The following is a 21,585-nucleotide window of genomic DNA, read 5'->3' as shown; positions in this document are numbered from 1 at the left end:
GAAATTCGAGGCAAATGCCCAGAGATCGGGCCGGCTCTGCACCTTTGCGCTGAACCAAGGAATCGCCTCCGCCTTACCTCCAGCGCTGGACAGTAGACGGGCATCTACGCCTTTCGCCATCAAAGCATGGTTGCGCCGCTTGCCCACCTTCTTCTTTTGCAATTCGTGCTTGGCCGCCCGGCTCTTTGGAAGGAAATTAGCCGGCAGCGATGTTATCGTTCGCGAGAGGCCCGCATAGCGGTAACATGTGCCGGCCTGTTCGTCGGTGAGGAGATCGTCGGCGGGCGTCGGGAGGAGAACGGAATGTTTGAAGCTGGATTGAACTTCGCCCTGGGCGAAGACATCGACGCGTTGCGCGACAGCGTGCGGCGGTTCGCCTCCGAGCGGATTGCGCCGCTGGCGGATGAAACGGATCGCAGCAACGCCTTTCCGGCGCCGCTCTGGCGGGAGATGGGCGAACTCGGCCTGCTCGGCATCACCGCCGACGAGGCCTATGGCGGCGCCGGGCTCGGCTATCTCGCCCATTGCGTCGCCATGGAGGAGATCAGCCGCGCCTCGGCCTCGGTCGGCCTGAGCTACGGCGCCCATTCCAACCTCTGCGTCAATCAGATCAATCGCAACGGCAACGCCGAGCAAAAGGCGAAATACCTGCCGAAGCTGATCTCTGGCGAGCATGTCGGGGCGCTCGCCATGTCGGAGCCGGGCTCCGGTTCGGACGTGGTCTCGATGAAGCTCAAGGCCGACAAGCGCGGCGACCGCTACGTCTTGAACGGCAGCAAGATGTGGATCACCAACGGCCCCGATGCCGATGTGCTGGTCGTCTATGCCAAGACCGATCCTGCCGCCGGGCCGCGCGGCATCACCGCCTTTCTCGTCGAGAAGGCCTTCTCCGGCTTCTCGACCGGTCAGAAGCTCGACAAACTCGGCATGCGCGGCTCGAACACCTGCGAACTTGTCTTCAAGGATTGCGAGGTGCCGGAAGAAAATGTGCTCGGCAAGGTCGGCGAGGGCGTCAAGGTGCTGATGTCGGGCCTCGACTACGAGAGGGTGGTGCTTTCCGCCGGGCCGCTCGGCATCATGGCGGCTTGCCTCGATGTCGTCGTCCCCTATCTCCATGAGCGCAAGCAGTTCGGCCAGCCGATCGGCGAATTCCAACTGATGCAGGGGAAGCTTGCCGACATGTATGTGACGATGAATGCGGCGCGCGCCTATGTCTATGCAGTGGCGGCGGCCTGCGACCGCGGCGAGACGGCCCGCAAGGACGCTGCCGGCTGCATTCTCTATGCGGCCGAGAAGGCAACCGCCATGGCGCTCGAGGCGATCCAGGCGCTCGGGGGCAACGGCTACACCAACGACTATCCGGCCGGCCGGCTGCTGCGCGACGCCAAGCTCTACGAGATCGGCGCCGGCACGAGCGAGATCCGCCGCATGCTGATCGGGCGCGAACTGTTTGCCGAGACGAAATAGCCACTACGGCGCCGTGCGTCCTTCAGGCGTACAGAGGACGCTATAGACCGAGGGGCGCCGCTTGACTGAGGAAGGGCAGGGCTGGGGGACAATGACAATCTTGCGATCGCACATCTCGCCATCCTCGGATGTGTTCAAGGCAAACCGGGCCGCCATGGCGGAGGCGATCTCGACGATAGAGGAAGCGGTGCGGCTGGCGGCCGGCGGCGGCGGAGAAACGGCGCGCGAGCGCCATGTCAGCCGCGGCAAGCTCCTGCCGCGCGACCGGGTCGCTGCCCTCGTCGATCCGGGCACGCCCTTTCTGGAAATCGCGGCCACGGCTGCACACGGGATGTATAACGGCGACGCGCCCGGCGCCGGGCTGATTGCCGGCATCGGGCGGATCTCCGGCCGCGAATGCATGGTCGTCTGCAACGACCCGACCGTCAAAGGCGGCACCTATTATCCGATCACGGTGAAGAAGCATCTGAGGGCCCAGGAGATCGCCGCCGAAAACCGGCTTCCCTGCGTCTATCTGGTCGATTCCGGCGGCGCGAACCTGCCGAACCAGGACGAGGTCTTCCCGGATCGCGATCACTTCGGCCGCATCTTCTACAATCAGGCCAATATGTCGGCGGCCGGGATTCCGCAGATCGCCGTGGTCATGGGCTCCTGCACGGCCGGCGGCGCCTATGTGCCGGCGATGTCCGACGAGACGATCATCGTCGAGGGCCAGGGGACGATCTTTCTCGCCGGCCCGCCGCTGGTCCGGGCCGCGACCGGAGAGGTGGTGTCGGCCGAGGATCTCGGCGGCGCCGACGTGCACACCCGGCTCTCCGGCGTTGCCGACCACCTGGCGCGCGACGACGCGCACGCGCTGGCGCTCGCCCGCCGCGCCGTCGCGGGGCTCAACCGCGAGAAGCCGCATTCCGTCGAACTTCGCGAACCGGAACCGCCGCTCTACGATCCCGACGAGATCGCCGGCATCGTGCCGGGCGATCTGAAGACGCCCTATGAAATCCGCGAGGTGATCGCCCGGATCGTCGACGGCTCACGCTTCGACGAGTTCAAGGCGCGTTTCGGCACGACGCTCGTCTGCGGTTTTGCCCATGTCCACGGCATCCCGGTCGGCATCGTCGCCAACAACGGCGTGCTGTTCTCCGAATCGGCGCTGAAGGGTGCTCATTTCGTCGAGCTTTGCGCCCAGCGCAAAATCCCGCTCGTCTTTTTGCAGAACATCACCGGCTTCATGGTCGGCCGCAAATACGAGACCGAGGGCATTGCCAAGCACGGCGCCAAGCTGGTGACGGCGGTCGCGACCGTCAAGGTTCCGAAAATCACCATGCTGGTCGGCGGCTCGTTCGGGGCCGGCAATTACGGCATGTGCGGCCGGGCCTTCTCTCCGCGCTTTCTCTGGACCTGGCCGAACAGCCGCATCTCGGTGATGGGCGGTGAGCAGGCGGCGGGCGTGCTTTCGACTGTGCGCGGCGAGGCGCTGAGGCGCGCCGGAACGCCCTGGAACGAAGAGGAGGAAGCACGATTTCGCCAGCCGGTTCTCGATCTTTTCGAGCGGCAGAGCCATCCGCTCTATGCCTCGGCGCGTCTGTGGGACGACGGCGTCGTCGATCCGCGCAAGAGCCGGGAGGTGCTGGCGCTGTCGCTCTCGGCAGCGCTGAACGGGCCGGTCGAGGACACGCGTTTCGGGCTGTTCAGGATGTAGGGGAGCTTGGGGAATGAAGCGCGACAATATCAACGCCCTGAGCGCACCGCAGCCGCGCGGCGGCTACTCGCAGGCCGTGAGCATCGAGAATTTCCGGCGACTGCTCTTCGTCAGCGGTCAGGTGCCGATGAATTCAAGCGACATCGTGCCGGACGGTATCGAGGCGCAGGCGCGCCAGGTGTGGCTGAATGTCGATGCGCAGCTGAAGGCGGCGGGCATGTCGAAAGCCGACATCGTCAAGGTGACGACCTATCTCGCCGACAGGCATCATCTCGCGGCGAACCGCGAGATCCGCAACGATTATCTGGGTGCGCTGGCGCCGGCGATGACAGTGGTGGTTGCCGGAATCTTCGATTCCGCCTGGCTCCTCGAAGTCGAAGTGGTGGCGGCGCAATAAGCGGAAGAGAGGCGTATGTTTTCGAAGCTCCTGATAGCCAATCGCGGTGAAATTGCCTGCCGCGTCATAGGCACCGCCCGCCGGCTCGGCATCCGCACCGTCGCCGTCTATTCCGATGCCGACGACGACGCGCTCCACGTGGCGCTGGCCGACGAGGCAGTGAGGATCGGCGCGGCGGCGGCCTCCGAGAGCTATCTGTCGATCGAGCGGATCATCTGGGCGGCGAGAAGCGTCGGGGCGGATGCCATTCATCCCGGCTACGGCTTTCTTTCGGAGAATGCCGACTTTGCCGCCGCCGTCGAAGCGGCGGGCATGGTATTCGTGGGGCCCTCTGCGGATGCGATCCGCGCCATGGGGCTGAAGAACGCCGCCAAGGCGCTGATGGAGCGCGCCGGCGTTCCGGTCGTGCCCGGCTATCACGGCGAAGAGCAGGATGCTGGCTTCCTTGCCGGGGAGGCGGCCGAAATCGGCTATCCGGTGCTGATCAAGGCGCGCGCCGGCGGCGGCGGAAAGGGCATGCGGCGGGTCGACCGGCGGGAGGACTTCGCCTCGGCGCTGGACGCCGCCCGGCGGGAGGCCGAAGCCGCCTTCGGCGACGGCTCGGTGCTGATCGAAAAATATCTGACCAGACCGCGCCACATCGAGGTCCAGGTCTTCGGCGACCGGCACGGCAATTTCGTTCATCTGTTCGAACGCGACTGCTCGCTGCAGCGTCGGCACCAGAAAGTGATCGAGGAGGCGCCGGCCCCGGGGATGACCGCCGAGGTGCGCCGCGCCATGGGCGATGCGGCGGTCACTGCGGCGGGGGCGATCGGCTATGTCGGCGCCGGGACGGTCGAATTCATTGCCGACGTTTCGAACGGGCTCTGGCCGGATCAATTTTTTTTCATGGAGATGAACACCCGGCTGCAGGTGGAGCACCCGGTTACGGAGGCGATTACCGGCTTCGACCTCGTCGAGTGGCAATTGCGGGTTGCCGCCGGGGAGCCTCTGCCGAAAAAGCAGGCCGACATCACGATCGACGGCTGGTCGTTCGAGGCACGGATCTATGCGGAGGACCCCGCCAAGGGATTCTTGCCGGCGATCGGCCGGTTGCAGCACCTGCACTTTCCGGAAGGCAAGGCGCGGATCGATTCCGGAGTGCGGCAGGGCGACATGGTGACGCCCTATTACGATCCGTTGATCGCCAAGCTGATCGTCCATGGCCCCAACCGGTCAGCGGCCCTTGGCCAGTTGCAGGCCGCGCTCAAGGAATGCCAGATCGGCGGCACGGTCACCAATCTCGACTTCCTCATCCGCCTGACCGAAGAACACGATTTCCGCTCTGGCAGGCCCGATACGGGTCTGATCGACCGCGAAATCGAGCGGCTGACGGCGCCGGCCGCGGCCGACGACGAGGCGTTGGCGCTGGCGGCAGTCGTCGCGACCGGCGTCCTCGAGCTGGCCATAAAAAGCGATCCCTGGTCGTCGCTCGGCTATTGGCAGATATGGGGCGACGCGCAACGGACGGTGACGGTTGAGCATGGCGGAGTCCGCGTGGCGGCGACCCTCAAGGCCCGCGGCCGCGACCAGTTCGCAGTGCATGCGGGGTCGAGCACGCTGCCGATCCTGGTGCTCGAGCGGTTCGAGGACGGCGCCCGGCTCGAAGTGGCCGGGCAGAAGCGGATGCTTCGCTTCCTCAAGGACGGCGAGACATTGACCTTGTTCTTCGGTGGCCGCAACCTCGTCTTCCACCTGCCGGATTCGCTTTCGGGCGGGCACACGAGCGAGAGCGCCGACGACGAACTCATCGCGCCGATGCCGGGACTCATCAAGCTGGTGCGCGTCGGCGCCGGCGAGGCGGTCGCCAAGGGCCAGCCGCTCGTCGTCATGGAGGCGATGAAAATGGAGCTTACGCTCTCGGCGACGCGGGAAGGCAAGGTAGCGAGCGTGCACGTGGCCGAGGGCGCGCAGGTCAGTGAAGGCACCGTGCTCGTCAAGCTTCACGAGGAGGCGGCCGAATGACCTCGCAGAAAAGCGAGCACGTCACGATCGTCGAGATGGCGCCGCGCGACGGTCTGCAGAACGAGGCCAGGCTCGTCGATACCGGCGACAAGATCAGGCTTGTCGACCTGCTCTCCGACTGCGGCTACGAGCGGATCGAGGTGACGAGCTTCGTCAGCCCACGCTGGGTGCCGCAGATGGCCGATGCTCCGGCCGTGATGGCGGGCATTGCGCGGCGCCAGGGCACGCGCTACACGGCGCTGGCACCGAACATGCGCGGCTTCGAGGCGGCCCTTGCCTCCGGCGCCGACGAGGTGGCGATTTTCGCCTCGGCCTCCGAGAGTTTTTCCCAGAAGAACATCAACTGTTCGATCGCCGAAAGCATCGAGCGGTTCCGTCCGGTGGCGGAGGCGAGCCGTCATAACCGCATTCCGCTGCGCGGTTATGTGAGCTGCGTCGTCGAATGCCCCTACGAGGGGCCTATCGCGCCGCAGGCTGCTGCCCGCCTGGTGCGGCTGCTTTCCGGCCTCGGCTGCTACGAGATCAGCCTCGGCGATACGATTGGACGAGGGACCCCGGAAGCCGTCGACGCCATGCTGGAAGCGGTGCTCGGCGAGATTGCCTCAACGAAGCTCGCCGGTCACTTCCACGACACGTCAGGCCGCGCGCTCGAGAATATCGCGGTTTCGCTGGAGCACGGTCTCAGAGTGTTCGACGCATCTGCCGGCGGCCTTGGCGGATGCCCCTATGCACCCGGCGCCGCAGGCAATGTGGATACGGTCGCGGTCAACGCGCTTCTAGGGAAGAGGGGCTTTTCCACCGGACTCGACGCCGAGAAGCTCGAACAGGCCGCCGCCTTCGCGCGCTCCTTGAGGAGTACGGCATGATCTACCAAACGATCCGCTACGACCGCGACGAACGCGGCATTGTCCGGCTGACGCTCGCGCGCCCTGAAAAGCACAACGCGCTCTCGGCCTTGATGATCGGCGAACTCAGGGAGATTGCCGGCCGGCTTGGAGCCGATCAGACCGTGCGGGCGGTCGTTCTCGAAGCGGAAGGCAAGAGTTTTTGCGCGGGCGGCGACCTGGAGTGGATGCGGCGGCAGTTCGCGGCAGACAGGCCGACGCGGATCGCCGAGGCGACGCGGCTGGCGATGATGTTCAAGGCGTTGAACGAGATGCCGAAACCGTTGATCGCGCGGGTCCACGGCAGCGCCTTCGGCGGTGGGGTGGGGCTGATCAGCGTATGCGATGCCGTCGTCGCCGAGCGCGGGGCGAAATTCGGGCTGACGGAAACCCGCCTCGGGCTTATCCCGGCTACCATCAGCCCCTATGTCGTCGCCCGGATCGGGGAGGCGAGGGCGCGGCCTATGTTCATGTCGGCGCGGATTTTCGGGGCCGAAGAGGCGAAAACCGCTGGCCTGGTCTCGATGGTCTCGAACGTTGCCACGTTGGATGCCGCCGTAGAGGCCGAAGTCGCGTCCTACCTGGTGGCGGCTCCGGGAGCCGCCGGCCGTGCCAAGCGGCTTGCGCGGTCGCTCGGCAGCCCGATTACCGATGCCGTCATCGCTTCGACGATAGAGCAACTCGCCGACACCTGGGAAACCAAAGAAGCGCAAGAGGGGGTCGCGGCCTTCTTCGAGCGCCGCGAACCGTCCTGGCGGAGCTGAGCTTCCTAAAGCGCTGCGCGTCTTTTCAAAGGCGCAAGGGTCGCCGTTTGAATTGCTGCATGTCTTTAATCGAGGTCGATTAACGGAGACATGCAGTGGCGGAAATTGGGCTTGAATTGCGCCGTATCTAATCCTAATTTAATAGTGGACTGCTCAAAATAGGATCGAGTTTGTCATGATGGCTGTCGACTTCCAGATTCCGGCGGCACGCTTCGGGGATGATCATTCGCCGTACCTGTCGGCACGCCTCGTCGCCGACCGGCTCGGCGTCACACTTGCCGAACTCGCCAAGCTGATCGGCGTGGCACGCAACACGCTGACGGCAAAGTCTGGCGCGCGAAAGGTCGACAGCGCTTTGAGCAAGGTCGTCCGCATCCTCGCAATGGCGTCTGAAATGGCCGGCGACGAAGCCCGCGCCGTCATTTGGTTCAAACATCAGCCGATCCCCGGCTGGGCCGGCAAGACCGCCTATGACCTGGTCGGCGAAGGCAAGGCCGACAAGGTCCTCGCCTATCTCGAGGCCATCCGCGCCGGCGTCTACGCCTGAGGATGAGGAGAAGTGTGAGCGGATCTCCGCCCGCGTCCCGCTCCGATCAGGAACAAATGTCGCCGGCGGAGCCGATGACGCTCTGGCGTGCCTTCGTGCCCCGCTGGGCGCATATGCCGCTTTCCGGAGAGGGTGCCGCCCGGTTCGGTGGCCGATGGAATCCCGTCGGCACGCCGACGATCTACGCGGCGCGGGAGCTTTCCACCGCTTGGGCCGAATATAACCAGGGTTTCGTGCAGCATCCGGCGCTGATCGTCCAACTCGAGCTTCGCGACGCGAAGCTGGCGGACCTGACGAGTGGCGATGTGCTTGCCGAACTCCGGCTGGAAGAGGCGATCCACCGCTGCGAATGGCGCGACGCACTCGACAGGGGCTCAATGCCGCATACGCACAAGACCCGGGCCGACCTTCTGAAGCGCGGCTATGACGGCGTGATCTATCCGTCCTACATGTCGCCCGGCGGCACATGTGTCGCCCTCTGGCGCTGGAACGGCCGGAGCGGACCGCAGCTCGACGTCATCGATCCAGAGGGCCGGCTCCCGAAATCGCCAGCCTCCTGGCTTTAGATGAGCACCTTACCCGGATTGAGGATGCCGTTCGGATCGAGCGCGGTCTTGATGCGCCGGATGACCTCGATCTCTGCCGGACTGCGGGATCGGTCGAGAAAATCGCGTTTCAGCGTACCGATGCCGTGTTCCGCGGAGATCGAGCCGTGGTAGCGGCCGACGAGGGTGTAGACGATCTCGTCGACCGCATGCAGCGTCTCGGGCGCATCCGGGGCCGAGAAGGCGATGTGCAGGTTGCTGTCGGCGACATGGCCGAAGAAGGACACATGGGCTGAGGGAAACGCCTCGTGGAGTGCGGCGCCGCACGCCTCGGCGAAACGGCCGATCGCCCCGATCGGCAGGCTGACGTCGAAATTGGCGAGCGACGGCAGCCGGTCGAGCGCATGCCCTTCGCGAACGCGCCAGAAGGTCTGCGCTTCTTTTTCCGACTGCGCGATCAGCGCATCGCCGATCAACCCGTCTTCGAGCACCTGTCCAAGAAAGACCTCGAATGCGTCGCGCTCGCCGTCGCGGCCCTGCGTATCCTGTTCGATGATCACGGCGAAGGCGGGCGATGTCTCGAAAAGCCGCAAGCCTTCGGCCTCGCAAGTGAAGCGAAAATAGCTTTCCCACATCGTCTCGAAAGCCGACAGGCCGGGGAGTTGCTGCTGCGCCCGCTTGAGCAAGGCGGCGACATCGGCATAGCTGGCGAGGGCGCAGAGCGCCGTCAGGCGACCCGTCGGCAAGGGGCGGAGCCGGAGAACGGCCCGGGTGATGATGCCGAGCGTGCCCTCCGAGCCGATGAAGAGCTGCCGGAGATCATAGCCGGTATTGTTCTTCACCATCTTGTTCAGCGAGGAGAGCACGGTACCGTCTGCGAGCACGGCTTCCAGACCCAGCACATTGTCGCGGGTCACGCCGTAGCGGATGACCCGGATGCCGCCGGCATTGGTGGCGAGATTGCCGCCGATCTGGCAGGAGCCGCGGGCCCCGAGGTCGATCGGCAGCAGGAACCCGGCCTGCTCGGCGGCGCGCTGCGCCACGTCGAGCGGCGTTCCTGCAAGCACCGTCATCGTGGCAGCGGCGCTGTCGATCTCCTCGATGCCGGACATCCGCTCAAGGGAGATGACGATGTCTTCGGTCTTTGGGTTGGCGCCGCCAGCCAGACCGGTCATGCCGCCCTGCGGCACGACGTTCTGGTGGTGTTCGTTGCGGATTTTCAGGGCGATGGCGACCTCGGCTGCACCTGCCGGGCGAACGACCGCCTTCGGCAGGCTGCGTCCCGTCAGGCTGGCATCGCTGCGATAACGGTCGCCGATGCGGTCGCCGGTCAATACGGCCTCGCCGAGGGATTGAACAAGCTCTTCGATGACGGTCATGCGGTGGCTCCACGCGCGGCGGGCAGCAATCCGAGGAACGGGATCGGATCGATCGATCTCGCCCGATGCTATCCCTCCGATAGAGTAAACCGGAAGTCGGCGCCAGCCAGTGCCGCGTCACGACGCGGCACTGTGATGCCGCTTCAGGTGCCGGTGCGTGCCAGCTCGCTCACCGGTGCTTCCACCTCTCTCGAGACGGCTGCGACATCCCCTTCCTTGCGGAAGAGCGTCCACTTGGTCGGCCGGAAGGCGACACGGGTGTGGTCGGTCGATGAGGCGCGCTCCGGCGGCAATTCGATCTCGACCGGAGGGTGGGTCTTGCCGAGATCGATCTCGAGGTGCCGTGTGCCGGCGACGCGGCGGCTCGTCGTCACTAGGCCCGCGAGACAGCCGCCGCAGCCATCGATGAGTTCGATGTCGTGCGGACGGAAGTAGAGCGTTGCCGCCCCGTCCGGCTCGCTTGTGGCGCGCAGGCCGATCGGGCGGTCCTCGAACCAGATCTCGCCGCTCGAAAGCGTCACGTCGATGCAGTTCGACTGGCCGATGAAGCCATAGACGAAGGGCGAGATCGGGTGGTCGTAGATCTCGTCGGGTGTGCCGACCTGCTCGATCGCACCCTTGCTCATCACCACGACTCGGTCGGCGAGTTCGAGGGCCTCCTCCTGGTCATGGGTCACGAAAACCGTCGTGTGGCCGGTGCGGTCGTGGATTTCCCGCAGCCACTTGCGCAGTTCCTTACGCACTTGCGCGTCGAGCGCGCCGAAGGGCTCGTCGAGCAGTAAGACGTTCGGTTCCACCGCCATGGCGCGTGCCAGCGCCACCCGCTGGCGCTGGCCGCCGGAGAGCTGGGCAGGATAGCGCTTTTCCAGGCCGGACAGCTGCACCAGTTCGAGCAGGTCGAGAGCCCGGCGGCGGATATCGGCGGCCGGCGGCCGGCGGCTCGCCGGCCGGACCTTCAGCCCGAAGGAGACGTTATCAAGCACGGTCATGTGCCGGAAAAGCGCATAATGCTGGAAGACGAAGCCGATGTTTCGCTGCTGCACCGTCTTCTTCGAGGCATCCTCGGCGCCGAAGAAGATCGTCCCGTCGGTCGGACTCTCAAGCCCGGCGATGAGCCTCAGCAGCGTCGTCTTGCCCGAGCCGGAGGGGCCGAGCAACGCGATCAGTTCACCGGAGCGGATGTCGAGCGACACGTCGTCGAGCGCCGGAAAGCGGCCGAATTCCTTGCGTATGTTCTGGACGCGGACTTCCATGGATGTATGGACCTTTCAATGCCTGCGGCTGGCAGCGATTTCGTCGCTGTAGCGGATTTCAAGCGCCGTCTTCAGGACGAGCGTCACCAGCGCCAGGAGCGCAAGGACTGCCGCCACCGCGAATGCAGCCACGAAATTGTACTCATTATAGAGGATCTCGACCTGCAAGGGCATGGTGTTCGTTTGGCCGCGAATGTGACCAGAAACCACGGACACGGCGCCGAACTCGCCCATCGCCCGGGCATTGCAGAGCAGCACGCCATAGAGCAAGCCCCATTTGATGTTCGGCAGGGTCACATGCCAGAAGGTCTGCCAGCCGGTCGCCCCAAGCGACAGCGCCGCCTCTTCGTCGCTCGTTCCCTGCTCCTGCATCAGCGGGATGAGTTCGCGGGCGACGAAGGGAAAGGTCACGAAGACGGTGGCAAGCACAAGGCCCGGCACGGCGAAGAGAATCTGAATACCGTGCTTCTGCAGGAAGGGGCCGAGGGCGCTGTTGGCGCCGAAGAGCAGGACGAAGACGAGGCCCGAGATCACCGGCGACACGGAGAAGGGCAGGTCTATCAGGGTCGTCAGAAACGCCTTGCCCTTGAACTCGAATTTGGCGATGGCCCATGCGGCCGCTACCCCGAAGACCAGGTTCAGGGGAACGGAGATTGCTGCGACGATCAGCGTCAGGCGGATCGCCGAAAAGGTCTCGGGATCGCGAAGCGCCGTCGCGAACTCGGCCGGCCCCTTGCGAAACGCCTCGATGAAGACGGTCGCGAGCGGCAGGAGGAGGAAAAGGGCAACGAAACCGAGCGCGACTGCGATCAGCGTCAGGCGCGCGACCCGCGTTTCCGATGTTGCCGCTTTCACGAGTTTGGATGACGCCGTCGGGGCCGTGCCGGTATCAAGCGCCATTGCTGTATCTCCGCCTGCTCCAGGCCTGGATAGAGTTGATGACGAGCAGCATGATGAACGAGAGGAACAGCATCACCGTGGCGATTGCGGTCGCAGCCGGATAGTTGAACTCCTCCAGACGGATGATGATCAGCAGCGGTGCGATCTCCGAAACATAGGGTAGGTTGCCGGCGATGAAGATCACCGAGCCGTATTCGCCGACGCCGCGTGCAAAGGCAAGCGCAAAGCCGGTCAGCCCGGCCGGTAGCAGTCCCGGCAGCAGGACCCGGCTGATCGTCTGAAACCGGCTGGCGCCGAGCGTCGCGGCCGCCTCTTCGACCTCCTTGTCGATTTCCTCCATGACCGGCTGAACCGTGCGCACCACGAAAGGCAGGCCGACGAAGACGAGCGCCACGACTATGCCGGCTGGCGTGAAGGCGATCTTGATGCCGAGCGGTTCGAGCAGCGAGCCGATCCAGCCGTTCGGCGCATAGAGCGCCGTCAGGGCGATGCCGGCAACCGCGGTCGGGAGCGCGAAAGGCAGGTCGACCATGGCGTCGATCACCCGCTTTCCCGGGAAGCGATAGCGCACCAGCACCCAGGCGAGAATGACGCCGAAGAACAGGTTGACGACCGCGGCGATGAAGGCGGTGCCGAAGCTGATCGTCAAGGCGTTGACGGTGCGCTCGTCGAGGACGAGCGCCATGAAATTGGACCAGCCGAGGCCCGTCGAGCGCCAGATCAGGCCGGAGAGGGGAATGAGGACGATAAGGGTGAGCCAGGCCAGTGTGACGCCGAGCGCCAATCCGAAACCCGGAATGACGCTCGGCTGCCGAAACCGCCATCGCGTGCTGCTGCGAAAGGCCATATGCTGTTATTGTCCCGGCTTGTAGATCTGATCGAAGATCCCGCCATCGGCGAAGAATTTCGGCTGAGCTTCCTTCCAACCGCCGAATTCGTCAATAGTGACGAGTTTCACGTCGGCGAAGCGGGCGGTGTCCTTCGGGTCGGCAAGCTCCGGCTTGAACGGCCGGTAATAGTGCTTGGCGGCGAGCTTCTGGCCGGCATCGCTGTAGAGATAGTTGAGGTAGGCTTCCGCCACCTTGCGGGTGCCCTTCGCGTCGACATTGCCGTCGACGAGCGCCACCGGTGGCTCGGCCTTGATCGAGATCGAAGGCGTGACGATCTCGAAATTGTCGGGGCCGAGTTCCTCGAGCGAAAGATAGGCTTCGTTTTCCCAGGCGAGCAGCACGTCGCCGAGGCCGCGCTGGACGAAGGTGGTGGTTGCGCCGCGCGCGCCGGTATCCAGCACCGGAACGTGCTTGAAGAGCTGCGTCACATATTCCTGCGCCTTGCCATCGTCGCCGTTGTTGGCGGCGCGCGCCCAAGCCCAGGCGGCGAGGAAGTTCCAGCGGGCGCCGCCCGAGGTCTTCGGGTTCGGCGTGATGACCTGGATGCCCTCCTTGGTCAGGTCGCCCCAATCCTTGACGCCCTTCGGATTGCCCTTGCGGACCAGGAAGACGATCGTCGACGTATAGGGAGCGCTGTTGTTTTCGAGGCGGGTCTTCCAGTCCGCCGGGATCTTGCCGGTCGCCTGTGCAATCGCGTTGATGTCGGCTTCGAGCGCCAGCGTCACCACATCCGCTTCCAGGCCGTCGATCACCGATCGGGCCTGCTTGCCCGAGCCGCCATGCGAAGTCTGGATCGTGACGGTCTCGCCCGTATCGGCCTTCCATTTTTCCGCGAAGGCGGCGTTGAAGTCCTTGTAGAGTTCCCGCGTCGGGTCATAGGACACGTTCAGGATTGTCGTATCGGCGGCGGCAACACCGATCGAGCCGAGCTGCAAGCTTCCGACCACAAGTGCTAGTTTCATCATTCCGGCAAGTCTATTCGAACGCATGTCGACCTCCATCCTTTGCCAGATAAAACTATCAATTTAATAGACTACATCAACGCAAACATGTGACGCCGGCAGGCGGATTTGGGAAATGTCGTATCCTAATTTAGGCGTTTCCGGGAATTCCGTGCCGAACCGCTTCGCTCGGCGCGCAGGAGCATGGCCCATTTTTGCGCTGGGCCAAAGTAACTTTACGTGTGGCACGCGGCGATCGCCGCCGGTCGACCGCTGGCACGGCGATGGTCCCGGGGTACGGCAGACGAGGGGCCGTGGAGCGTTTCAAGGAGGCAGAAGCGCAGGCCCCCCGTCAGAGAACGCGACCGCGCGCCACAACGCTCCACTCGGCTTTCGGCTGACCGGCCTCGAGAATGTGGACCGCATCGACCATGTTGGTCACCACGCAGGCGTGGTTCGGAACGACGCGAACCTGCTCGCCGACCTTAAGGCGGATCGGACCGTCGCAGACCAGCCTGCCGTGCTCCTCGGATAGCTGGTCGATGCGGATGTCGTCGTGCCCGAGCACATGGCCATAGCCGGCGAGGCCGAGCAGGTCGGAGGTCAGCACCTTGCTGCCGGCGTCGATGATCGCCCGGTTTTCGGCCGGAACGGAGACGACCGTCGCAAGCACCGTGAGGGCACAATCCTGCCATGTGGCGACGCCGCGGGCGACGAGGGAGCGGTCGTTGTAAATATAGGTGCCCGGGCGATACTCGGTCGCGATCGGTGCCTCGGCCGCCTGCATCATGCTCGGCGTGCCGCCGGACGTGATGGTGGGGACCTCCAGCCCCTCCGCTTCGATCAGCCGCTTTGCTTCGCTCATGAAGGCTTGCACCCGCGCCTCACCGCCGGCCGGCGGATAGGTCATCAAACCGCCGAACCGCAATCCGGGCGCCTCGGCAACGCGTCGCGCAAGCTCTGCCGCCGCCTCGGGCGAGGCGACGCCGCAGCGGTCGGCGCCGGTGTTGCATTCGACGAGCACCGTGAGCGGCTTCGTAGCGTCGGCGAAAACGGCGGACATGCCGTCGACCACCGCCGGATTGTCGGCAACCACGCTGAGGGCTACCCGCTCGTTCAACCGGACCAGCCTTGCGAGCTTTGCCTCGCCGAGGATGTTGTAGGTGATCAGCACATCCTTGATCCGGGGGCTGCCATCGACCATCGCCTCGGCTTCGGAGACCTTCTGGCAGGTTATGCCGATCGCCCCTGCCTCGAGCTGCAGCTCCGCCATCTGCGGCAGCTTGTGCGTCTTGATGTGCGGACGCACGCGAATGCCGTGCCGATCGGCATAGGCCTGGAAGGCGTAAATGTTACGGCGGGCAATGTCGAGATCGACGAGCACGGCGGGCGTTTCGATCGGCAGCTGCATTGGCTCGGTTCCTCCACGAGATGGCACGGACGGCGAATCTCGCCGAAGCCGCTTGACAAGTTATGACCCGAGGCATTTGATAGGTCAATCCGGTATTGAGGACGTATGTCCAAAATAACGGACAACGAATTCACCGGGAACGAAAAGGGGAGATCTCCGATGCTCAAGACATTCGCCATCGCTGCGAGCCTCGCAGTCGCCGCGCTCGCTGCCATGCCGGCGCAAGCGCAGCAGCCATCCAGCAAGCTTGATGAGGTTCTGGCGCGCGGCCATCTGATACTCGGCACCGGCAGCACGAACGCGCCGTGGCACTTCAAGAGCGCCGAGGACAAGCTGCAGGGCTTCGACGTTGACATGGGGCGCATCATCGCCAAGGCGCTGTTCGGGGATCCCGACAAGATCGAATATGTCAACCAGTCGTCGGATGCGCGCATTCCCAACATTACCACCGGCAAGGTCGATCTCACCTGCCAGTTCATGACGGTCACCGGCGAACGCGCCCAGCAGATCGCCTTCACCATTCCCTATTATCGCGAGGGCGTCGGCCTGATGCTGAAGGGCGACGGCAAGTATGCCGACTACAAGGCACTGAAGGATGCGGGATCATCTGTCACCGTCTCGGTGCTGCAGAACGTCTACGCGGAGGACATGGTCCATGCCGCCCTGCCGGACGCGACGGTCGACCAGTATGAATCGGTGGACCTGATCTATCAGGCGCTGGAATCCGGCCGCGCCGATGCGGCGGCCACCGACCAGTCGTCGCTAACCTGGTACATGACCCAGAACCCGGGCCGCTATAAGGATGCCGGCTATGGCTGGAACCCGCAGACCTATGCCTGCGGCGTCAAGCGCGGCGACCAGGACTGGCTGAACTTCGTCAACACGGCGCTGCACGAAGCGATGACCGGTGTCGAATTCGACTTCTACGCCAAGTCGTTCAAGACCTATTTCGGCAAGGACCTCACCCCGCCGCAGATCGGTTTCCCGGTCGAGTACAAGTAAGCCCTCGTCACGGCGGCGCCGCCATTCGGCGGTGCCGCCCCGAAGCGTGCTGAGAGGCGAGTGCGCCCATGACCTATACATTGAATTTCGCGGCTGTCTGGCGCTCCTTCGACCTGCTGCTGCAGGGGCTGGCGCTTAGCCTTGGCCTTGCCGTCGTGGCTATCCTCGCCGGCTGCGTGATCGGACTGATCACGGCCTTCGGGCTCGTTTCCAAAAGCATGCTCCTGCGCAAACCGGCCGGTCTGTACGTGACGATCATCCGCAACACGCCGATCCTGGTGCTCGTGCTGTTCAGCTATTTCGCTCTTCCGGAGCTCGGCGTGCGGCTCGGCAAGATCCAGAGCTTCGTGCTGACGCTCGCCATCTATTCGGGCGCCTACCTTGCCGAAGTGTTCCGCGGCGGCCTCATCGCCGTGCCGCCGGGACAGCGCGAGGCGGGGCTTGCGATCGGCCTTACGGAGATGCAGATACGCATCTCGATCATCATCCCGCTGATGCTGCGCAACGTCCTGCCATCACTCGGCAGCACGTTGATTTCGCTGTTCAAGGATACGTCGCTCGCAGCCGCCATCGCCGTGCCGGAGCTGACCTTCGAGGCGCGCAAGATCAATGTCGAGACCTTCCGCGTCATCGAGACCTGGATCGTCGCGAGCTGCCTCTACGTCGCAACCTGCTCGCTCTTGGCCGCGCTGATGCGCGCCGTCGAGCGCCGTCTCGCCGTCCCGAGGTGACGCCCATGGATTTGGGTTTCATCGATCAGCTCTGGGTCGCCCGCGTTCCCCTCCTCAAAGGTCTCGGCGTGTCGATTTCGATCTCGCTGCTGGCGATCGTCGTCGGCACCGTCCTCGGCATTTTCGTCGGCCTGGCGCTCACCTATGGCTACAGGCCGATCAAATGGCTGGTGCGCGGCTATACCGACTTCATCCGCGGCACGCCGGTGCTCGTGCTGGTTCTGGCGAGCTATTATGTGCTCAGCACCGTCGGCATCGATCTCGGGCCGTTCCAGGCGGGCGTGCTGGCGCTTGCGGTCTTCTGCAGCTCGCATGTCGGCGAACTGGTGCGCGGCGCGCTGCAGTCCATCCCCAAGGGTCAGACCGAGGCCGCCAAGGCGATCGGGCTGACCTTCCCGCAAACCTTCGCCTATGTGCTCGGACCGCAGGCGCTTCGCCAGGCGCTGCCGGCCTGGGTCAATACGGCGGCGGAAATGGTCAAGGCTTCGACGCTACTGTCGATCATCGGTGTCGGCGAACTGCTGTTGCGCACCCAGGAAGTGATTTCCCGCACCTTCATGAGCCTCGAATTCTATTTCTTCGCGGGCTTCCTCTATTTCGTCATGAATTACGGCATCGAGCGCTTCGGACGCTACGTCGAGCGCAAGACCGCCGTCCCATCGTGAGGCTCCGATGACCAACCTTCTTGAAATCCGCGATCTCCATAAGCGCTACGGCACGGTCGAGGTGCTGAAGGGCGTCGATTGCTCCATGCCCCAGGGCGAGGTGATCAGCATCATCGGCTCCAGCGGCTCCGGCAAGACGACCATGCTCCGCTGCATCAACATGCTCGAGGAATTCCAGGGCGGCACGATCGCGATCGACGGCCAGGAGATCGGCTACGAGACGGCGGGCGGCGTGCGCCGCCGCAAGCCGGAGCGCGAGATCGCCCGCCAGCGGGCCCTGACCGGCATGGCCTTCCAGCAGTTCAACCTGTTTCCGCACATGACCGCCGCCGCCAACGTCATGCTCGGCCTTGTCAAGGTGAAGAAGATGGGCCGCGACGAGGCGCGGGCGCTGGCGGAGAAATGGCTCGACCGCGTCGGCCTGCTCTCGCGCAAAGACCATTATCCGGGCCAGCTTTCCGGTGGCCAGCAGCAGCGCGTGGCGATCGCCCGCGCCATCGCCATGAACCCGAAGCTGATGCTCTTCGACGAGGTGACCTCGGCGCTCGACCCCGAGCTCGTCAACGAGGTGCTGCAGGTGATCAAGGCGCTCGCGGAGGACGGCATGAGCATGCTGATCGTCACCCACGAGATGCGGTTCGCCTATGAGGTGTCGTCGCGGGTGATCTTCATGAACCAGGGACGCATCGGCGAGGAAGGCAATCCTCGCGAAATGTTCCTGAAGCCGCAGACCGAGCGGCTGGCGGAATTTTTGAAGACCTCAAAGTTCAACTAACAGTGAATTTCAAGGAAGAAGTGGAGTGTAGTGTGACGATCAAGCGTTTTGGAACGGGGGAAACCGGTGCCGGCAAGCAGCCCTTGCCCTTTGCTCGCGCCGTCGAGGCGAATGGCTGGCTCTATGTTTCGGGGCAGGTCGCCATGGAGAAGGGCGAGATCATCGGCGGCGGCATCGTCGCCGAAAGCCGCAAGGCGATCGAGAACATGATCGCCATCCTCGATGAGGCGGGCTATGGCGTCGAAGACGTGGTCAGGATCGGCGTCTGGCTCGACGATCCGCGCGACTTCTGGACGTTCAACGGCGTCTATGCGGAGTATTTCGGCAGCAACCCGCCGGCCCGCGCCTGCGTGCAGTCGCGTATGATGGTCGACTGCAAGGTGGAAGTTGACTGCGTCGCCTACAAGGCTAAATGAAGTGAACCGGGCGTGCTTCGCGCGCCCTTCCAACACGATCGAGGACGCGATGGCGGAGGTGGAAGACACGATCAATCGTAGGGCACGGGGTCTCGATCGGGCCTTCGAGATCCTCGATTATCTGCGCCTGCAGCGCCAGCCGCTGCGCCCCAACGAGATCGCCCAGGGAATTGGCGCACCGCGCTCGTCGGTCTATGAGCTCGTCAATCTGCTGCTGCGCCAGGGCGTCATCGAGTACCGGGGCGATGATGGCCGCGTCTTTTTGGGCCGCAAGCTCTATTTCCTCGGAGCGGCTTACGCCGAGCAGTTCGACCTGATGCGCGAATGCGAGCATCTGCTTTCGAGGGTCGCCGAGGAGACGCGCGAGACCGCGCAGATGTGCCAGCTCGAGGGCAATAAATATGCCGTGGTGCTGATGAACGAGGGCAGCCGGCCGTTCCGCATCTCCACAAATATCGGCGAGCCGGTCGCCATTCCGTGGACCGCTTCCGGCCGCCTCCTCGTCGACCATATGAGCGACGAGGAGATAATGGCCTTCATCCCGGAAAGCGACTTCGTACTGCCGAACGGCAAGCACCTGGATCCGGCCGAGTTCATCTCGCAGGTCCGGCAGGCCAAGAAAGACGGCTATTTCACCTTCAACAGCATCGTCGATAGCTTCACCCATTGCTTCGCCGTGCCGATCTACGACGCGGAGGAAGTCTGCATCGCCACTCTCTGCCTCGTATCGCCGAAGGAAGATGGGCTGCGCAATCGCGACGCCTATCTGCGGGTGCTGGTCGATGCGGCGGGCGAACTATCGGAAAAGCTCGGCTATCGGCAGGCCGGTGCGGCAACGGCGCGGAGCGTCGCCGGCCGCTAAAACCCGGAGAGGCGTGAGCGACAGACAAGAAGGCTTCATGCCGTCCGAACGGAGCGGCCGCTTGCCGGATCGAAGAGATGCAGTGCCGCTTCCTCGAACGAGAAGGCCCGCGTCGATCCCGCGGCGAGCGGCGTTCGTGGTGGCAGGCAGGCGGTGATCCGTTGTCCGCCGACCCTTGCCGTGGTCACCAGCTCCGGTCCGGTCAATTCCATCACCTCGATATCGGCAACCAAGCGGACGCCGCTTGCGCTGGGATCCGCGAGCCGGAGCGCTTCGGGCCGAATGCCGACCTCGACGCGCCCGCCCGATACCGCGGTTCTCCTGAAATCTTGCGGCAGCGGCAGCACCTGGTCGGAGCCAGCGATTCTCAGCTGGTCTCCGACGATTTCCGCATCGAGGATGTTCATCGGCGGCGAGCCGACGAAGCCGGCGACGTAAAGGGTCGCCGGCCGGTCGTAGATCTCCGCCGGCGTGCCGAGCTGTTCGATGCGGCCGTCGCGCATGACGGCGATGCGGGTGGCGAGCGTCATCGCTTCGATCTGGTCGTGCGTGACGTAGACGACAGTCGTCTTCAGCATCTGGTGCAGGCGCTTGAGCTCGGTGCGCATCTCCATGCGCAGCTTGGCATCGAGGTTCGACAGCGGCTCGTCGAAGAGGAAGACCTGCGGGTTGCGTACCAGCGCCCGGCCGATCGCGACCCGCTGGCGCTGGCCGCCGGAAAGCTGGCTCGGCCTGCGGTCCAGCAGGTTCTCGATCTGTAGCAGCTTGGCGGCTTCGCGCACCGCCTTTTCCCGCTCGGCCGAGGGCACCTTGCGCATTTCGAGGCCGAAGCCGATGTTGCGGGCGACGCTCATGTTCGGATAGAGCGCGTAGGACTGGAACACCATGGCGATGTCGCGATCCTTGGGATGGGCGCCGAGGATCGAACGCTCGCCGATCAGGATGTCGCCGCCGCTCGGATCGGCGAGCCCGGCAATGATGTTGAGCAGCGTCGACTTGCCGCAGCCGGAGGAGCCGAGCAGCACCAGGAACTCGCCGCTTTCGAGCGCGATGTCGATGCCCTTCAGCGTTTCGACATCGCCGTAGCGCTTTTGGATGTTGCGGATTTCGAGTGCGCTCATTGGCGGACATCCTCGAGGAGGGCCGAAAGAGGCTTGCCGTAGCTGCGCGGCAGGGTGGAGATCGCCTCCGAGGCGACGGTGACGCCGGTCCTCAAGCAGGCCTCCAGCGGCACTTCGGCGGCGAGCGCCGCCAGGAAGCCGGCGTTGAAGACGTCGCCGGCGCCGATCGTGTCGACGACGGCAACGCGCGGCGCGCCGACGGAAAATTCCTTGCCGTCGTGGTCAATGGCGAGCGCGCCGTGCGGGCCGCGCTTGACGACGACGATCGCATCGGCAGGCATTCGGGATTTCAGGCTGCGCGCCGCCTCCGCCGGGTCGGTGCAACCGGTCAGCGTCGTCGTTTCGACTTCATTGAAGAGCGCGCAATGGCAGCGCTTCAGCCAATTGAGGGTTTTCGATCGATTGGCCTCCGTCCAGCCCTCCAGCGGCCAGCCGGTGTCGAGCGCCACAGCGATCTCATGCGCATCCGCCCAATCGAAGAACGCGTCATAGGCAAGCCTCAGGGCGTCTGTCAGAAAGGACCCGGCGAGCAAGGCGATCCCGCCCCGAAGCGCGTTTCCATCGAGCATTGCACGCATCTCGTCGAAGCTGAAGAGCGGCAGGTGGCCGCGCGTGGTAAAGAAGGTGCGCTCGCCGTCCGGATGGGTGATGCCGACCGAAAGCGTCGAGCCAACGGTTTCCACCGGCCAGTGGCGCGAGCGCGCGCCGAAGGCCTCCTTCAGCCAGGCGCCGAACTGGTCGTTGCCGACATTGGCGGCGATCGCGTAGTTGACGCCGAGTGACTCCCAGGCAAGCGCGCTGTTGCCGGCACAGCCGCCGACGCGCAGCTCGTCGTGATCGACGATGATCTCCGTGCCTGCCTTGGGCCAGGGCGCGGCAGGCCCGAGGATAAGATCGACATTGACATTGCCGATGACGGCCAGTGGACGCAT

At 64.5% G+C, this 21,585-nt stretch carries 22 protein-coding genes; 14 read left to right on the top strand and 8 right to left on the bottom strand.

Features of this window, described 5'->3' with window-relative positions; translation table 11 throughout:
• Positions 1-303: 303 nt before the first annotated feature.
• From SS05631_RS24480 to SS05631_RS24445, 8 genes are all read left to right on the top strand, one after another.
• A complete protein-coding gene (locus SS05631_RS24480; protein WP_037416659.1) occupies positions 304-1,467 on the top strand; it encodes an isovaleryl-CoA dehydrogenase in 1,164 nt (387 codons plus the stop codon).
• A 91-nt stretch (positions 1,468-1,558) separates the two neighbouring features.
• Positions 1,559-3,166, top strand: coding sequence for a carboxyl transferase domain-containing protein (locus SS05631_RS24475; RefSeq protein WP_037416661.1), 1,608 nt, complete (start codon positions 1,559-1,561; stop codon positions 3,164-3,166).
• A 13-nt stretch (positions 3,167-3,179) separates the two neighbouring features.
• Positions 3,180-3,563: a RidA family protein gene (locus tag SS05631_RS24470; protein ID WP_037416664.1), complete on the top strand. Its 384-nt coding sequence runs from the start codon at positions 3,180-3,182 to the stop codon at positions 3,561-3,563.
• A 15-nt stretch (positions 3,564-3,578) separates the two neighbouring features.
• Positions 3,579-5,567: an acetyl/propionyl/methylcrotonyl-CoA carboxylase subunit alpha gene (locus SS05631_RS24465; RefSeq protein ID WP_037416667.1), complete on the top strand. Its 1,989-nt coding sequence runs from the start codon at positions 3,579-3,581 to the stop codon at positions 5,565-5,567.
• Positions 5,564-6,433 carry a hydroxymethylglutaryl-CoA lyase gene (locus SS05631_RS24460; RefSeq protein WP_037416670.1) on the top strand — a complete coding sequence of 290 codons (870 nt, stop codon included), beginning with the start codon at positions 5,564-5,566 and terminating at the stop codon, positions 6,431-6,433. Before SS05631_RS24465 ends, SS05631_RS24460 begins: the two co-directional genes overlap by 4 nt.
• Positions 6,430-7,215 (top strand): crotonase/enoyl-CoA hydratase family protein, encoded by a 786-nt coding sequence (locus tag SS05631_RS24455; protein ID WP_037416673.1) that lies wholly within the window; start codon positions 6,430-6,432, stop codon positions 7,213-7,215. Before SS05631_RS24460 ends, SS05631_RS24455 begins: the two co-directional genes overlap by 4 nt.
• Before the next feature lie 175 nt (positions 7,216-7,390).
• The gene (locus SS05631_RS24450; RefSeq protein ID WP_037384278.1) at positions 7,391-7,762 is read left to right on the top strand and encodes a DUF2384 domain-containing protein; all 372 of its coding nucleotides are present in this window, start codon (positions 7,391-7,393) and stop codon (positions 7,760-7,762) included.
• A 2-nt stretch (positions 7,763-7,764) separates the two neighbouring features.
• Complete coding sequence (locus SS05631_RS24445; RefSeq protein ID WP_037416676.1) at positions 7,765-8,328, top strand: RES domain-containing protein; 564 nt, start codon at positions 7,765-7,767, stop codon at positions 8,326-8,328.
• Here the strand turns inward: SS05631_RS24445 and SS05631_RS24440 are convergent.
• From SS05631_RS24440 to SS05631_RS24415, 6 genes are all read right to left on the bottom strand, one after another.
• Positions 8,325-9,686 (bottom strand): FAD-binding oxidoreductase, encoded by a 1,362-nt coding sequence (locus SS05631_RS24440; protein WP_037416679.1) that lies wholly within the window; start codon positions 9,684-9,686, stop codon positions 8,325-8,327. The genes SS05631_RS24445 and SS05631_RS24440 overlap by 4 nt on opposite strands.
• A 143-nt stretch (positions 9,687-9,829) precedes the next feature.
• Positions 9,830-10,939 (bottom strand): sulfate/molybdate ABC transporter ATP-binding protein, encoded by a 1,110-nt coding sequence (locus SS05631_RS24435; RefSeq protein WP_037416682.1) that lies wholly within the window; start codon positions 10,937-10,939, stop codon positions 9,830-9,832.
• 15 nt (positions 10,940-10,954) lie between these two features.
• Complete coding sequence (cysW, locus tag SS05631_RS24430; protein WP_037416685.1) at positions 10,955-11,839, bottom strand: sulfate ABC transporter permease subunit CysW; 885 nt, start codon at positions 11,837-11,839, stop codon at positions 10,955-10,957.
• On the bottom strand, positions 11,829-12,686 hold the full coding sequence (gene cysT / locus SS05631_RS24425) for a sulfate ABC transporter permease subunit CysT (protein WP_037416688.1): 858 nt from the start codon (positions 12,684-12,686) through the stop codon (positions 11,829-11,831). Before cysT ends, cysW begins: the two co-directional genes overlap by 11 nt.
• A gap of 6 nt (positions 12,687-12,692) precedes the next feature.
• Complete coding sequence (locus SS05631_RS24420) at positions 12,693-13,718, bottom strand: sulfate ABC transporter substrate-binding protein (RefSeq protein WP_037416719.1); 1,026 nt, start codon at positions 13,716-13,718, stop codon at positions 12,693-12,695.
• Positions 13,719-14,022: 304 nt separating this feature from the next.
• Positions 14,023-15,081, bottom strand: a complete 1,059-nt coding sequence (locus SS05631_RS24415) for a D-TA family PLP-dependent enzyme (RefSeq protein ID WP_037416691.1) — start codon at positions 15,079-15,081, stop codon at positions 14,023-14,025.
• A gap of 159 nt (positions 15,082-15,240) precedes the next feature.
• Between SS05631_RS24415 and SS05631_RS24410 the strand changes: the two genes are divergently transcribed.
• From SS05631_RS24410 to SS05631_RS24385, 6 genes are all read left to right on the top strand, one after another.
• Complete coding sequence (locus SS05631_RS24410; protein WP_037416722.1) at positions 15,241-16,083, top strand: transporter substrate-binding domain-containing protein; 843 nt, start codon at positions 15,241-15,243, stop codon at positions 16,081-16,083.
• A 68-nt stretch (positions 16,084-16,151) separates the two neighbouring features.
• Entirely contained in the window at positions 16,152-16,814 is a 663-nt protein-coding gene (locus tag SS05631_RS24405) for an amino acid ABC transporter permease (protein WP_037416693.1), read from the top strand.
• A gap of 5 nt (positions 16,815-16,819) precedes the next feature.
• Complete coding sequence (locus SS05631_RS24400) at positions 16,820-17,479, top strand: amino acid ABC transporter permease (RefSeq protein WP_037416697.1); 660 nt, start codon at positions 16,820-16,822, stop codon at positions 17,477-17,479.
• Positions 17,480-17,486: 7 nt separating this feature from the next.
• Complete coding sequence (locus SS05631_RS24395) at positions 17,487-18,254, top strand: amino acid ABC transporter ATP-binding protein (protein WP_037416700.1); 768 nt, start codon at positions 17,487-17,489, stop codon at positions 18,252-18,254.
• Between the two features lie 32 nt (positions 18,255-18,286).
• Positions 18,287-18,670 carry a RidA family protein gene (locus SS05631_RS24390; RefSeq protein WP_037416702.1) on the top strand — a complete coding sequence of 128 codons (384 nt, stop codon included), beginning with the start codon at positions 18,287-18,289 and terminating at the stop codon, positions 18,668-18,670.
• Positions 18,671-18,719: 49 nt separating this feature from the next.
• A complete protein-coding gene (locus SS05631_RS24385; RefSeq protein WP_037416725.1) occupies positions 18,720-19,532 on the top strand; it encodes an IclR family transcriptional regulator in 813 nt (270 codons plus the stop codon).
• A 35-nt stretch (positions 19,533-19,567) separates the two neighbouring features.
• Here the strand turns inward: SS05631_RS24385 and ugpC are convergent, their stop codons facing one another.
• Together ugpC and SS05631_RS24375 are read right to left on the bottom strand one after the other, a co-directional pair.
• Positions 19,568-20,653, bottom strand: a complete 1,086-nt coding sequence (gene ugpC / locus SS05631_RS24380) for a sn-glycerol-3-phosphate ABC transporter ATP-binding protein UgpC (RefSeq protein ID WP_095678083.1) — start codon at positions 20,651-20,653, stop codon at positions 19,568-19,570.
• Positions 20,650-21,585: a PfkB family carbohydrate kinase gene (locus SS05631_RS24375; protein ID WP_037416737.1), complete on the bottom strand. Its 936-nt coding sequence runs from the start codon at positions 21,583-21,585 to the stop codon at positions 20,650-20,652. The genes ugpC and SS05631_RS24375 overlap by 4 nt, the downstream gene beginning before the upstream one ends.

It is taken from the genome of Sinorhizobium sp. CCBAU 05631, from assembly GCF_002288505.1.
In the GTDB taxonomy this organism is placed as follows: domain Bacteria; phylum Pseudomonadota; class Alphaproteobacteria; order Rhizobiales; family Rhizobiaceae; genus Sinorhizobium; species Sinorhizobium fredii_C.
Note: the sequence above shows the minus strand (reverse complement) of the source record. Positions and strands in the feature narration are given on the sequence as shown.